This is a genomic window from Vibrio sp. 1874 (assembly GCF_033344395.1).
In the GTDB taxonomy this organism is placed as follows: domain Bacteria; phylum Pseudomonadota; class Gammaproteobacteria; order Enterobacterales; family Vibrionaceae; genus Vibrio; species Vibrio alginolyticus.
On sequence record NZ_JAWPOR010000003.1, the window covers coordinates 520,675 to 534,742 of the forward strand.

Here is a 14,068-nt window from a genome sequence, read left to right on the forward strand (position 1 = left end):
GTGAGCAGTTTTGTAAGTAGTGCCTGTAGTGCAATTGGTGGTGCTGTATCGAAAATAGGCTCAGGGATTGCCAATGTTGCGGCATCTATTGCTAGCTTAGGGATCAACCTAGCTGAAAAAGTAGGAGAGGCGGTAAAAAATGTGGGTATTTCTCTAGGTATTATCCGTCCTGAAGAGAACATGGAAGAACTTGGTGCGAAAGCAATGCTGAGTGAGAAGACTCCCGATGATTTTGCCTCAATAAGTGAATATATCGACCACTTAAGAAATGATGTGGTGATTGACAAAGAAAAATTCGACAACCTTAGTGATGCCGAGAAATTGGCGAGATCATCTATTGGTGCTTCTATCACCTTAAAAGGTATTAATGAGAAACTTGATACTGTTGTAAGTCCATCATTTATGGCAACAGTTGCCGCACTGGATTTAGAAACGAAAGAAATTATTGGTACGATTAAGGCGTATAAAGAGAAAAACCTCAATACTGATGACTACAGCTTGTATTTAAAAGATGAGTTGAGCATTGATGAGAGCCATAAGCATGCCAGCGCCCTAGTTGAAGCATATCAAAAACTTGAGCCTGAGCTTACGACTGAACAAATCGAAGACAAGGTTATGGAGTTAAAATTTTAAATGTCTGACTTTATCATTCAGGCAAAGAAGAATCGAGTTCAAGCAAACCGAGTAATTGGCGGTGAGCTTGAACCTATCTTATTTGCTGGTGAAATGACTGCTTCTCAAGAAAACTTCTGGGATATTTTCAAGCATAAGATTGAGTACGTTGATAATGAAACCTTAGCTTTAGTGATTATTTCGGACGATAAGAGCTTCCAGGTTGACTCTGATATAAGTATTTCAGATAGCTTTGTTAACTCTGTAAAAGAAATTGGTTGGCTTACAGAAGAGTTAATCTTTCCTGGGGCTTCTATAGCAAGTTATCCCCAAATTGAAACACCAATTCCATATACTGATCCTTCTTTTTCGTCTGTCGCATCTAGCATAAAAGCTATTGACACATCGGAGATGGAGGAACTCTCAGATGGAACGAGCCTCCAAGCTTTCTATCGAAAAAAAACCAGAGATTATGGACGTAGGTAAGTGCTATGGATATTAATATTCAAACCTTATTAAATGCTCTGGATGATGAAAAAGTACGAGCAAAGGTGCGAGAGATAGTTGTTGAAAAAAATGATTGCGTAGAGCCACCGTTAGAAACTGAGCAAGTATCCAGTTTTGATAATTCTGAATTAGAGTGTGTGAAAGATAGCCTACAAAAGGTTGAGAGTGAGAACGAAGACTTGAAACAATTTATTGATAAGTTAAAGTCTTTGCTTTGTATGGAGAAAGAAAAAGCTGGGGTTAGGGTTGAGCAACTTTCTGAACAAAATGGGGATAAGGATCTGTTGGTTGCGAAACTACAGGCTGATCTTAAACTACTAGCAGAGATGAAGGATCAGTTACAGAATGATGTGACCGAGTTAAACCAGAATCTTGAGTATTACAGAAATAATTTCCGTGATGATCTACAAGTTCTCGAGTTATATAGCCGATTGTCAGAGCAAACACTTCAGTCTTTATCTGGAATCTTTAAAGATACAACAGTTCAAGGTTTGATTTCTTGTGGGATTCAAGAGAAAAATATTTCTAATCTATGGGATTATGCGAAGAGTGAAACAGTCAACGGAAATAATGGTGATATAGCTAATGTGATTTCGCTATTCAATCTGTTATTTAAGCGTTTTACCTTAGCTTATCCTATGTTCGCACTTCAAGAGGTTAGCTCTGGGGACTCGTTTGACACTCAGTGTCACATAAAACATAGCTCTAGCCACAACACAAGTGGCTCTATCACCCAGATCATGCTTCATGGTTACGTTAATACCAAAACAGGTAAAGTTATTAAACCATCTGTCGTGAAGTTGTAGCTGGATGTTCAGAAATAGAAAAGCGACATTCATAGAATGTCGCTTCGATCTATATTATTGCTCAGTAATAAACGGATAAACAGGGTCACCCCATAGCTCACTACTACCATCCATCATAATCTTGATGATAACTGGTAGAACCTTTTCCAAGAGCACGGTGCAATCTCTTAATTGCTGTCTATTTGCAGAACTGCTATAAGTCGCACCACCGTGAATTATTTGATTACGCAGCGTGTAAAGGCGTGAGAATACGATAGAAAGCACTGACGCTGTGTTGTTATGCCCAAGTGCTGTATTAGCTGCGACCTTAGCTTTACTGCGAGCTTCTTTCCATTCTTGTTCACTAATGCGTCCCGCATGGTAGCTCCAATAGCTTTCAAGAATAAACTCGTTATCGAGCAGTGCTCGTATTACACCTGAGTAGTTTTGCCAGACAATTTCAGCTAACAAGTTATCAGAATCTAGTTCAACAAGGCGAGATAAAAACTCTTGGTACAAGCCACGCTCACCGTAGTTTGCTCTTTGTTCAAAATCTTGAGCGTAAGCTGAGTTGAAAGCTATCCAAAGGAAAGTAAATGTAGAATCATCATCTTCACATGCTTCCGCTTTCTTTAGCCAACTTAGAGAGCGATGCACACGAGTAGAAAGTGATTGCGAATAGCTATTTCGCTCACGACGGTGACGTTCTTTTAACGTATTAAAAGTAAGCATTTTGCCCTCTTTCTATTATTGTTTGTTGTTATTTTGTGAGTGTATTACTTTTACAAGTAGCGGCTTCTTAGGTGATCCTTATAGTGCTGTATATTAAGTGTTTCCCCTGTAGCTTGCTTGACTAGTTCATCTGTACTTAACAAGCTACCTTTACTCCAGATATTATCAGATAGCCAGATAAAAATTGGCGTAAGATCTCCTCTAAGGATTGCTCCATCTACATCTACTGATTGTTTCATAGCTGCCATAAATTGAGCAGCGTACATGGCTCCCAGCGTGTAGCTTGGAAAGTACCCAAAACTTCCATCTGTCCAATGGATATCTTGCATACAGCCATTTTTGAAGTTTCCTTCGGTTGATAGCCCCAAGTACGCTTTCATCTTTTCGTTCCAGAGTTCTGGTACATCTGTATGTTTGATGACGCCGTTCATGAGATCTCGCTCAATTTCATATCGAAGAATAACGTGAGCAGGATATGTTAGTTCGTCAGCATCTACGCGAATAAAGCCTTTTTCTACGCGAGTGTAAATTTTGGCTAAATTGTCTTTTTCGAATTCACTACCAGAAAAATGGTTAGAAGCCAGTCGAGCGAGGTGATCGATAAACGCGCTGCTTCGTCCTATTTGCATTTCAAAGAAGAGTGATTGTGATTCATGAATACCCATAGAGCGAGCTTCTCCCGCGGGTGTTCCTGATAAATCTTTTGGTAGCCCTTGTTCGTATCGAGCATGGCCAGTTTCGTGGACAATCCCCATCAATGATTGGACAAACTCGTTTTCATTGTAACGTGTCGTAATACGCACATCTGACGGTACACCGCCACAAAATGGGTGGGTACTCTCATCAAGTCGACCGTGTTCAAAATCGAATTGAAGCAGTTTCATGACTTCCAAACCGAGCGCTTTTTGCTTTTCCGCAGGGTAGTGCGCAGTTGGCAATAAGATGTTGTCTGATTGTTGTTTTTCAAGCGCTTCATCGATCAAAGTAGGAAGCCAGGTTTTCACGTCAGCAAAAAGAATGTCTAACGACGCAGACGTTGTGCCAGGTTCATAAACATCGAGCATGGCATCATAAGGAGTCGTGCCGTTTGCTTCGGCTCTAATTTGCGCTTCTTCCTGCGATAGCTTTACGACTTCAGCCCAGTTCTTTTCAAAACCAGCCCAGTCATTTTCTCCACGTTGCGTACGCCATGCATGTTCACATTTGGAGCCAGCAAGAGATTGAGCTTGAACTAATGATTCTGGTAGTAAGTTAGCTTGCTGCCACCCACGCTTCATTTCTCTTAGGATAGATTCTTCTTTTGTAGACAGCGTCTCTTCTTCTGCCTGAGCGAAAAGCTCTCCCAAGTGCGGTTGAGTCATTAAAGAATGGATATGTACATCGAGCTCTGCCGTGGCATTCGAGCGTGCTTCAGCGCCACCAGGTGGCATGACCGCTGCTTGATCCCAATCTATGATGGCAGATAGATGCTCAAAATTTGCCACTTTTTTGGAATGTTCAACGAGTTTTGTAAATGCGTTCATGTGACTACTCTTATTCTTTTGTTCTTTCCCTAAACACCCGATAACGGGTCCTTCATATGGTGTTGCACTAAGCAACCTGCGTTAATTTACTAATAATTAACAATTAACTCCAACCCATTGTCCATAAACTCACCCAGTTGTATAGCTCTCTTCAAAAAGAAGCTTGCGAATCTTGTGGATTGGCGGTATTGATGAAGGATTGACAATTAATTATCACGATAATATGGATATTTTGAATTTCGAGGCATTTATTATTGCCATTACGATTTTAACGTTAACGCCAGGTTTAGATACTGCACTTGTTATCCGTAACACTAGCCGATCGGGCCTAAAAGATGGATGTACAACCAGTCTAGGGATTTGCTTTGGCTTATTCGTACATGCTTTTTTTTCTGCGGTTGGTATCTCGGCGATTCTTGCGCAATCAGCAGAGTTGTTCCAAATCGTAAAAATGATTGGTGCGGCTTATCTTATCTGGCTTGGTTTGAGCAGTTTAAAAGCGCTAATGTCGTCGAAAGATGGATTGACCGTGACCGAGCAGATTCACGAAGTGTTTAATGGTAAGCGCTCTTTTAGAGAGGGCTTTCTTTCTAACGTCTTGAACCCGAAAACGGCGGTCTTCTATTTGGCTTTCTTGCCACAGTTTGTGAATCCAGAAGGTTCACCCTTGCTTCAATCAATGATGATGGCATCTGTACACTTTGCTATTGCGATGGTTTGGCAGTGTGGTTTAGCTGGCGCGCTTAACTCGGCTAAAAATCTACTAAAGAATGCAAGTTTTATGAAGTGGATGGAAGGCGCGACGGGCGCAGTATTAGTCGCACTTGGTGTGAAGTTATTAATTGAAAAACCCGTTTAATGCGTAATATTTATCGATTGTTAATACTACTCGCTGTATTTATTGTGGGGATAGGTGCCGCTGTTGCTTGGCATACGTGGCCACAAGTACAGTTTGCGCAACGCGGCATGATCTGGTCTTGGCACTGGGGCTACTTCGAGCCTTTTGCTAATGGAATACAACAAACGCGAACTCAAGACACTAAACAGTTATTGCTCAGGCGTGTGTATTTGCATGACGCTATTGTCGTTTTTGTTTCGACAACTATGGACAATAAATTTGAGGTCGACGTTGTAAAAGAGCAAACCTGTGAACCTAAAACGACGACTTGGGCTTCGGTCTCTGTCAATCATCAACGTGTCAGGCATGTACCTATGGTGTGCGATGCGTTTGGGCAAGGCTACTTTTATCGCTACATCGGGAAACATCTGGAATCGATTGAGGTTGGTGTCGGCGACTCGTTTGTAACAGAAGCATTTTTAGACTGGCCGCTATCAGAGTTGAAAGCGGATCAATTCAAGCAAAAAAATGCGAAGTTTTTTGAAGAACGTGGAGAAAACGTTGAGCATCAATGGTTGAGAGATTAACCATTTAACCGAAGATAAATAAAGCCCGCTAAATAATAGCGGGCTTTGTGTTTTTACCATTTCTAATGTGTTTTGCTCTCTGTGACTGACAGTTTATGACCGCAAACCTGCCGTTTCACTAAGCTTTCACTGCTTCAACTTCACCTGATTGCGATGTTGAGCTAAAGAACAGTTTGGTTTCTGCCAGTACGACGTGACGCAGTGCGATCAAACCAATTAGGTTAGGAATTGCCATCAGACCGTTTACGATATCAGCCAGTAGCCAAATCATATCGAGGTGAAGGAATGCACCAGATGCCACCAAGCCAACGAAAATCAGTTTGTATGGAAGCACAGCTTTAGTTCCGAACAGGAACACAACGCAACGCTCACCGTAGTAGTTCCAACCAAGAATGGTGGTAAAAGCGAAGAACATCAAACCGATTGAGACGAGCATAGGGCCAAATGTATCTGCATTTAAACCCACCGCAAAAGCATGAGTCGTCATCGCGGCACCAGCAAGGTCACTTTGCCATGCACCGGTCAGGATTAGAGCAAGGCCTGTCATGGTACAAATAATGATGGTATCGAAAAAGGTACCCGTCATTGAAATTAGGCCTTGTTTAACACAAGAGTCTGTCTTCGCTGCTGCTGCTGCCATAGGCGCGCTACCCAAACCAGATTCATTTGAGAACACACCGCGAGCGATACCTGATTGGATTGCCAACATGATGCTTGCACCTAGAAAACCACCAGTCGCTGCTGTTGATGTAAAGGCTGAAACCAGCACTAATTCAACGGCATTGAACAATTGGTCTGCATTCATGATGATCACGCTTAAACACGCCAACACATAAAATACAGCCATGGTAGGAACCACTTTTCCTGCAACGTTAGCAATGGATTTGATGCCACCCAAAGTTACGAAAGCAACCAAAAGAGTTAGTACGAAGGCAGATAGCTCACGGTTAACACCAAGAGATATCTCACTTGCATCCAGAATCGCGTTTACTTGTGGAAACGTACCGATACCAAAACAAGCAACACCCAAAGCAAACACTGCAAACATGATCGCGAGAGCTTTTGAGCCAACACCGTATTGCAAGTAATACATTGGGCCACCAATCATTTGGCCTTTATCATCGACTCTTCGGTACTTAACCGCCAACAAACATTCGGCGTATTTAGTCGCCATTCCGAAAAGGGCAGCGAGCCACATCCAGAATAGAGCGCCTGGTCCACCGAGTTTGATTGCTGTGGCAACACCAACAATGTTACCAGTACCAATTGTTGCTGAGAGCGCAGTACAAAGAGCTGCAAAGCTAGAAACGTCACCTTGAGTATTAGATGACTTATCTTTACTGAATACCATCGCTAGCGCTGTTGGGAGGTGTTTAAACTGGATCAAGCCAAGGCTAAAAGTGAAGTAAACACCTGTACCTACTAGCAAAATAAGCAGCGGTGGACCCCAGACAAAATTATCGATGGTTTGTAGTAAAGATTGTAGGTTGTTCATGATTTCCCCTTAATAAAACAACTAATAAGGAGAAGAGGGAAAGGACGAGATCAACGATCTCTAAAAGAACTAAGCTATTGGTTGTAGGCGGGAAGGCCAAGCAAAATAGTTAGGTTGTAACTTTCCACTCCTCTGTCCTTTTGCCTGAGAGTTTCACCTTGCGTGAGTGCAAGACTTGCTCCTTCGGCGACCGATTTAACGGTTCTCTCCAGAGGTTCCTCCAACTACAGTCCCCGCTACCTAGGTAGCACCTGAAATAGTTAATTCTTCGGCGAGTTATGCTAATCAAATGTTAAAATTTGATTAATAACCACTCTCCTGCAGTCTTCATCGGAACAATTACTCAATTAAATGAGTAAAGGTTAGTTAATGATGCTGGTCATCATTAACGTGTGAACTCTATCATGTTTTTGGTCCATTTCAACACCCTATGTCAATTTATTTTTAATGAAATAACCTCATCAATTTTCATGAAGGTATGTTTGCCAATCTTTTTGTGCGAGTCACGGCATAAATAAAATTTATTGGGTTAGGGAATGGAACCCAAAAACACTTCAGAACGATAAATGTGTTTCGATTGTTACGACATAAGTTATTCAATTAAGGACACAAAATTGATTAAAATCGGAGCACTTATTTTAAAATCTACGCTAAGTTGACCTTATGGTACGTATAAATGGGTTACAATGAACCTTTGTGAAACAGTCTACGGACCTAGGCAGTTTTTCATGAGTGGACAAGGAGGCGGTATGACCAGATTATTAGCCATTGCGGTGTTGATTGCAGTAGCATTTGTGCTGTTTCGTTATCGAACCAATGAAAAAGTCCAAAAAGCGACCGTTATAACATTAATTGGCGCATTTCTGATTTATACAGCATCAATTATGTTTGCGGAATTGATCCGCTAGCAAAGTAAAAGAGTCCTTGGAGTAGTATACGGTGAGTTCTCAGAACAAAATGGAAGAGCAAGACGACGTAGTTGTCATTGAAGAGCGTGACAAACGTACGCATATCTATATCGCAATCGCTGCGGTGTTAGGCTTGGCATTTGGTGGCCTTGTTGGATCGGTTGTCACTGCGAACAAGTGGGAATCGACTTACCACGTATTAGAAGAAAAGTATCAAGCACTAACGCAAGATAAAACCCAGTTGGCATCTCAAGTAAAAGTGCGTGAAGAGGCGCTCGACCAAGAAATACAAAACCAAGTTAGTGAGTTACTCGCCGCGAAAGATGAAGCTCATCAGAAAGCACTTAAGAAGTTGCAAAAGCAATTGACTGAGGTCGAGAAGGTCAACTTGTCACTAGAGTCTCAATTGAAGCAGCAGGCAGATAAGATCAACACGACGAAGTCAGAAAATGAGAAGTTGAGTCGTCAAGCGGATATGCAAGCGACTATGTTTGAGCGGTCCCGCGAAGTATTCCAGAAAGAGCTGAAAATTTCGCAAGAATTAGAGTCTCTCGAGAAAGAACGGTCGAAATTATTACCTAAGATTGAGAAACTCAAGAAAGAGTGTGACGTATTTTTAGAAGGCAAATCTTGGGACGTGAAGTCGGACGCGTGTGATAAACATGATGAAGCTAATTCACGACTAAGTCAGGTCGATCAAATGATTGAAGTCTATAAAATGGACCTCAAACAAATCAAAGCAATAACGGAAGATATCGGCCTTTAAGTCTTTTGTATCCGATTTTTGAAAAGCAAAAGGAGCTCTTTAAGAGCTCCTTTTTCGTTGTTAGCTATGACTTTTAGCCTGTCGCGTATATTAGATTCGTGAGGCGTCATAGCCTGAGGCGAGCAGGAGCTCTCGTTCGTGTTTAATCAGCTGAGCTCGATCTTCAATTAGTTCATTGAGTGCTTGAGATGGCTTACCTGCTAATGCTTTGAACGAAGCAAAAGATTCCGCGGTGTCGATTTTATCAATCATCTGACTGATGACATTACGAGCCTCACACGGGTTACTCGTCGTTGTAAAGTATTCTACTTGCTTTGCTGCCGATTTCATCTCAGTTAATAGCTCAAGCGGGCTACTTTCTTTGGCTACTGCCATGTAGTTATCCAGCACGCGCTTTGCATAAAGCAGTTCTTTGAGGGGGATATCTCTTCCGCTCTCGATTAGGGATTCGCTAAGGATCATACTTGAGCTCATGGGCATTCCTTCTTATTACTACGCCGCTTTTGATGTTTCCTTGAGTCTAATTTATTGAAGTCACATTGGGAATGGGTAAAAAGCATTTTCAACGCATTTTTATTCATTTATGAAAACACGAATGCGATGCTTATCTGGATCGATAGCCATAAAATTTAACCCATACACTGATGTCGCTGGTGGTTGAACAAACTCAACACCTAGGTCTTTCCAGCGCTTGTAAATGCGCTCTAGCATATGACTATTGGGCACCGATAAAGACAACTCGGTACCACCACCTCTAATTCCGCTGTAGGGTGAAAGATTATCTCTTTGCTTGAGTGTCAACGTTAAGCCTTCGGTCAGTGGAATAGCGGCAAAGGTTGGAGACAACTGCGTGACTTTGCGTTCGAACAGTTTCGAATAAAAAACTTGGCTTATGTGGATGTCCTCAACGTAGAGAACGAATGAATTGATAGTCAGCATGGTTTGTTCCTTAATCAATTAGAAATAGTAGGGGCAATCTAACGGAAAGGAACGACAGGAGTTGTCAGTAGAACATTTTCGAAGGTAAGTGACAGAATAAGAAAAAGGAGCCGTTTAGCTCCTTTTTATCAGCGGAATCATTGGTATTAATGAGTGTGTTTGGAAGAATACCAGTTGTTTTGATACGCTTTAGATGCAAATAATGCGTTTGCTTTTGCACGCTCGATAATAGACTCGTCCACCTCTAGCGGCTTCATGGTTTGGTCTTTAAAGTCGTACGCCAGGGTCGATATCTTTTCACCAGGGGAAAGCACAACGAGATTGTCGCGCGTTAAATAACCAAAGTTTTTGTCGTATTGCATCATTGCGCGTTCATCTTCGCGAGCCAGTGGCTTCGTTAAATCACGACCAATCATCGGTGTTTTAGCATCTACCCCAATCAGAGATAACAGTGTAGGCGGCATGTCTATGTTGTTTGCTATGCGGTCATCTTTACGTGGTTGAATGCCTTTACCAAGGATCAATGCTGGAATGTGAAAGTGCTTAACTGGAACAAGGTTAGCGCCAGAAACACGTGCATCATGATCTGCAATTACAATGAAAATGGTATCATCCCAATAAGATGATTTTTTCGCCTTTTCAAAGAAAGTGCCCAAAGCGTAATCGGAATATTTAACGGCGTTGTTACGCGTCATATATTCTGAATCGTATGGCTCAATTTTGCCTTTTGGATATTCATAAGGGCTATGATTACTTGACGTAAAAACTAAGCTAAAAAAAGGTTTGTCGCTTTTTGAAAGGCGTTCAAACTCTTCGTTTGCTTTGTTATATAGATCTTCATCACTAACACCCCAAGAGCCAACAAAGCTTGGGTTGTTATAATCATCTTCTTCTACTATTTGATCAAAACCGTTACCAAAGAAGAAAGTTTTCATGTTGTCAAAGTTGGCTTCACCGCCGTAAATAAATTGCGTGTGATAGCCTTGAGCTTTCAGTAAGTCCGCGATGGTAAAGAAACCCGTTTGGCTTTTACTCAGCTTCACTACCGCGCGAGACGGAGATGGAGGAAAGCCCGTGGTTACGGCTTCAATTCCACGAACAGAACGAGTACCAGTGGCGTACATTTGTGTGAACTGCCAACCTTCCTTCATGAGTTCATCAAGGTTTGGTGTTAGAGGCAAACCACCCAAAGCACCGACAAATTGGGCGCCTAAGCTTTCTTGTAGCAAAATCACTAAGTTTTTATGTTTACCTTGGTAAGTCGCGGGGTTACTGTTCATGGTTGGGAGTAATGAAGGGGTGAAGTCGGACTTTGTTGATGAAGTGCGAACTAATTCCAACATCTTTTGAGTGTCCATTTTTCCGTAGAACTGCTCCGCGCTCTTTTCTGACTTCATGCTATTAACCGCAAACAACAATGAGTAAGATGAGTTCAGTGCTAAGTCGTTAAGCAGTGGATCGTTAGAAAAGGCGACCATAGCAGGATTTAGCGGGCGGTGACCTAAAGATGAGCGAGCACCTGCAACCCCAAAAAGAACAACGAAAAGTGCCAATAGTGGTCGCCATTTCCAGTTCACCTGCTGCGCCTTATCGGTCAGTTTCTTACTCCACTTCCAACCTAAAGTGATGGTTAAAACTGTACCTAACGCACCAATAAACAGTTCTAATGTGTAGCCAGTCCAGAGCATACTCAAGACTTCTTTTGGGTAGATTAAATATTCCACAAACAGACGGTTTGGACGTAGGTCGTATTCCTGAATGAATGGCGCTGTTGCTAGCTCCATGTATACAAGCACCCAAAGCCCTAAAACCATCCATATGCGTAATATTCGCTTCCAACACTCTCCCATCTTACCGGTTAATGGCATGAAGGTTGAAAACAGTGCTGGAAGAATAAATAACCAGCAAAGCGTTGCAATATCTACGCGCAAACCTTGGCCTAGGATGTAAATTAAGTCGTTTAGAGAGTCAATACGGTCAATCTGCCAAAAGGCTAGCAAAACTCTTGAAATAGACAGAAATAGAAGCGAAAACAAAGAAAAGGCAGCAATTGGCTGCAAAGGCCCCCACACAGAGCTCTTTGATAAGTTTTTCATATTTATTCGAATAGTTTAATTGTTATGTTGTGTTGTTTTTAGCAAAGCAAGCGTGAAATAAACGTGAATTATAATGTGGGTTTATGGTCGAGTAGTGTAAGTGTTGGTATGTCTATGTAAGGGGGAGGGGCGTTTGTGTAAAAAAAGAGCCAGTTGATAACACCAACTGGCTCTAGAGGTTGATAAAGGCATGATTACATTGCGGCTTTCTTCGCTTCTTCGACCCATGCGTCGAACTTTTTCTGGTTCGCTTTGATCCAACCATTTACATGAGACTCGATGTCCGCTGAGCTGTTCTTACCTTGGCTCATCATCATATTCTGAGCACTAACATCATTGATATTTAGTTTGATGATTTCAAATAGCTTCGCAGCAGCAGGGTTTTTTTCCGTAAACTCTTTATTGGCAACGATGCGCATAGAGTTCATCTCGAAGCCGTAGTTCTTACCGTTCTCTAGTGTCGTATCAATGTCCTTACGCTCACCAGGAAGTGAAGAGAATGGCACTTCTAACCACACAACATCTTTCCCTGGAACTAAAACGCCACTTACCCAGTACGGTGTCCAAGTGTAGTAAAGAATCGGATCGCCTTTTTTGTAACGTGAGATCGTATCAGCGATAATCGCCGCGTAGTTACCTTGGTTGTGTGTTACTGTGTCACGAAGTTTGAAAGCATCCAACTGATGCTCAACAACCATTTCACACCCCCAACCTGGGTTACAACCAGTTAAGTCCGCTTTGCCATCGCCGTTTGCATCGAATAGCTTCGCCAATTTTGGATCTTTTAACTGACCAATGTTAGTGATGTTATATTTTTCCGCGGTTTTCTTATCGATCAAATAACCTTGCGCAGCACCACTTACGTATTGGCCTTTACGGAAGAACTTATCATCACCGCCAGACATCGTGTACTTATCGGCGTGAAGAGGGAACCAACCAACCGCTAAGAAAGTAGCATCACCTTTAGCAATAGAGGTGTAGCCTACGTTGTAGTCCACTTCTTTGGTCGGTTTAACATCGTAACCAAGCTCTTCAAGTGCGCGGTTTACGATCAACGTTTGAAATGTTTCTTCTGCAACGGTTGATTGAACAGGCTGAACAGTGACACCTTCACCCGGTAGTTCACTTGCCACACCATAAGTTGAAAATGCGATAGTACTTAGAGCTCCAACAGAGAGCGCTTTCTTCCATGAATTATTCATTGATGTTTCTCCTAAGTTTTAGATCGTCTTGGTTCGTCTTTGTTTTCAGTTTTAATAGGTATGAAACAGGACCTGTGTGATACCAGCGAAGTTTAGTGTTGCCCGCATTAACCCCTAACACCTGGGTGATACGGTCTAACAAAATCGCAAGAATAACGATGCCTAAGCCACCAACGGCAGCAAGACCCATATCAAGTCGGCCAATACCACGAAGTACCATTTGGCCTAAGCCGCCAACAGCAATCATTGAAGCAATCACTACCATAGAAAGTGACAGCATTAAGGTTTGGTTTACACCTGCCATGATGGTTGGTAACGCCAACGGTAACTGGATGCGATAAAGCATCTGTTTTTTGTTTGCCCCGAAAGAGTGGCCAGCTTCGATAAGCTCTTCAGGTACTTGCTGAATACCCAAAATAGTCAGGCGCACAACGGGAGGCAGGGCGAAAATGATCGTTACTACTACGCCAGGAACGTTACCAATACCAAACAACATAACAATTGGCACAAGGTAAACGAACGCGGGAGTCGTTTGCATTGCATCTAATATTGGCCTAACAAATTTGGCAGCGGTTTGGCTCCTTGCCAACCATATCCCCATTGGTAGCCCTATAAGCAAACAGAAGAAAACGGCGGTTAACACCAGTGCTAGCGTTGTCATCGCTTGTGACCACGCACCAATTAGGCCGATGAAAACAAGGGATACAAGAGTAGAAAAACCAAGTTTTACATTGGAAAACTGCCACGCTAGCAAAAATAAAATGAGTACCATTATAGGCGCAGGTGTAGACACCAAAGCAGTTTCAAACGACGTTAGAATAAAGTCGATTGGAACTCGTATTGCTTGGAAAACAGGTCGACCATGTTCCACCAGCCAGTTCAAACCGGACTCTACCCAGCTATCGAGGGGTAAAACCGCATCTTGGAATGGGTTCATAATATCGAATGGTGCTTGCTCTACAGTTTCTGAGTTGAGCCAATCATTACTTGGCGCGGCCTCTGTACCTTGCGACCAAGGATCATCTTGCGCAGGAGCAGTATTTGACCAGGGATCATTGTTAGTTTGCTCTGAAGACAT

Annotated in this window: 15 protein-coding genes and 1 riboswitch; of the genes, 7 read left to right on the forward strand and 8 right to left on the reverse strand. The window is 42.3% G+C overall.

Annotated elements, in window-relative coordinates; translation table 11 throughout:
• The 3 genes from R8N46_RS09720 to R8N46_RS09730 are packed head-to-tail and all read left to right on the forward strand — an operon-like array spanning position 1 to position 1,925.
• Positions 1 to 633, forward strand: coding sequence for a hypothetical protein (locus R8N46_RS09720; protein WP_229651893.1), 633 nt, complete (start codon positions 1 to 3; stop codon positions 631 to 633).
• On the forward strand, positions 634 to 1,098 hold the full coding sequence (locus tag R8N46_RS09725; protein WP_213972325.1) for a hypothetical protein: 465 nt from the start codon (positions 634 to 636) through the stop codon (positions 1,096 to 1,098).
• 5 nt (positions 1,099 to 1,103) lie between these two features.
• On the forward strand, positions 1,104 to 1,925 hold the full coding sequence (locus R8N46_RS09730) for a hypothetical protein (RefSeq protein ID WP_250156719.1): 822 nt from the start codon (positions 1,104 to 1,106) through the stop codon (positions 1,923 to 1,925).
• 54 nt (positions 1,926 to 1,979) lie between these two features.
• Here the strand turns inward: R8N46_RS09730 and R8N46_RS09735 are convergent, their stop codons facing one another.
• Positions 1,980 to 2,636 (reverse strand): HEPN domain-containing protein, encoded by a 657-nt coding sequence (locus tag R8N46_RS09735; protein ID WP_029809381.1) that lies wholly within the window; start codon positions 2,634 to 2,636, stop codon positions 1,980 to 1,982.
• A gap of 50 nt (positions 2,637 to 2,686) precedes the next feature.
• Entirely contained in the window at positions 2,687 to 4,159 is a 1,473-nt protein-coding gene (locus tag R8N46_RS09740) for a carboxypeptidase M32 (protein WP_115385937.1), read from the reverse strand.
• Positions 4,160 to 4,382: 223 nt separating this feature from the next.
• On the opposite strand from R8N46_RS09740, the gene R8N46_RS09745 reads away from it, so the two are divergent.
• Together R8N46_RS09745 and R8N46_RS09750 are read left to right on the forward strand one after the other, a co-directional pair.
• The gene (locus tag R8N46_RS09745) at positions 4,383 to 5,018 is read left to right on the forward strand and encodes a LysE family translocator (RefSeq protein ID WP_017820932.1); all 636 of its coding nucleotides are present in this window, start codon (positions 4,383 to 4,385) and stop codon (positions 5,016 to 5,018) included.
• A complete protein-coding gene (locus R8N46_RS09750; RefSeq protein ID WP_005385713.1) occupies positions 5,018 to 5,584 on the forward strand; it encodes a hypothetical protein in 567 nt (188 codons plus the stop codon). Before R8N46_RS09745 ends, R8N46_RS09750 begins: the two co-directional genes overlap by 1 nt.
• A gap of 118 nt (positions 5,585 to 5,702) precedes the next feature.
• On the opposite strand, the gene R8N46_RS09755 is transcribed toward R8N46_RS09750, so the two are convergent.
• The gene (locus R8N46_RS09755; RefSeq protein ID WP_005377785.1) at positions 5,703 to 7,079 is read right to left on the reverse strand and encodes an alanine/glycine:cation symporter family protein; all 1,377 of its coding nucleotides are present in this window, start codon (positions 7,077 to 7,079) and stop codon (positions 5,703 to 5,705) included.
• 122 nt (positions 7,080 to 7,201) lie between these two features.
• Positions 7,202 to 7,301, reverse strand: a riboswitch (glycine riboswitch).
• A gap of 527 nt (positions 7,302 to 7,828) precedes the next feature.
• Here R8N46_RS09755 and R8N46_RS09760 point away from each other — a divergent pair.
• On the forward strand, positions 7,829 to 7,987 hold the full coding sequence (locus R8N46_RS09760) for a hypothetical protein (protein WP_005377784.1): 159 nt from the start codon (positions 7,829 to 7,831) through the stop codon (positions 7,985 to 7,987).
• A 31-nt stretch (positions 7,988 to 8,018) separates the two neighbouring features.
• Positions 8,019 to 8,753 carry a chromosome segregation ATPase gene (locus tag R8N46_RS09765; RefSeq protein WP_017820934.1) on the forward strand — a complete coding sequence of 245 codons (735 nt, stop codon included), beginning with the start codon at positions 8,019 to 8,021 and terminating at the stop codon, positions 8,751 to 8,753.
• Positions 8,754 to 8,843: 90 nt separating this feature from the next.
• Here R8N46_RS09765 and R8N46_RS09770 read toward each other — a convergent pair whose 3' ends face one another.
• From R8N46_RS09770 to proW, 5 genes are all read right to left on the reverse strand, one after another.
• Positions 8,844 to 9,227, reverse strand: a complete 384-nt coding sequence (locus R8N46_RS09770) for a hypothetical protein (RefSeq protein WP_005377782.1) — start codon at positions 9,225 to 9,227, stop codon at positions 8,844 to 8,846.
• A 99-nt stretch (positions 9,228 to 9,326) separates the two neighbouring features.
• A complete protein-coding gene (locus R8N46_RS09775; protein ID WP_005377781.1) occupies positions 9,327 to 9,692 on the reverse strand; it encodes a VOC family protein in 366 nt (121 codons plus the stop codon).
• Positions 9,693 to 9,838: 146 nt separating this feature from the next.
• On the reverse strand, positions 9,839 to 11,788 hold the full coding sequence (locus R8N46_RS09780; protein ID WP_213972326.1) for an LTA synthase family protein: 1,950 nt from the start codon (positions 11,786 to 11,788) through the stop codon (positions 9,839 to 9,841).
• 194 nt (positions 11,789 to 11,982) lie between these two features.
• Positions 11,983 to 12,990, reverse strand: coding sequence for a glycine betaine/L-proline ABC transporter substrate-binding protein ProX (proX, locus tag R8N46_RS09785; protein WP_054865582.1), 1,008 nt, complete (start codon positions 12,988 to 12,990; stop codon positions 11,983 to 11,985).
• A complete protein-coding gene (gene proW, locus R8N46_RS09790) occupies positions 12,983 to 14,068 on the reverse strand; it encodes a glycine betaine/L-proline ABC transporter permease ProW (RefSeq protein ID WP_005377778.1) in 1,086 nt (361 codons plus the stop codon). Before proW ends, proX begins: the two co-directional genes overlap by 8 nt.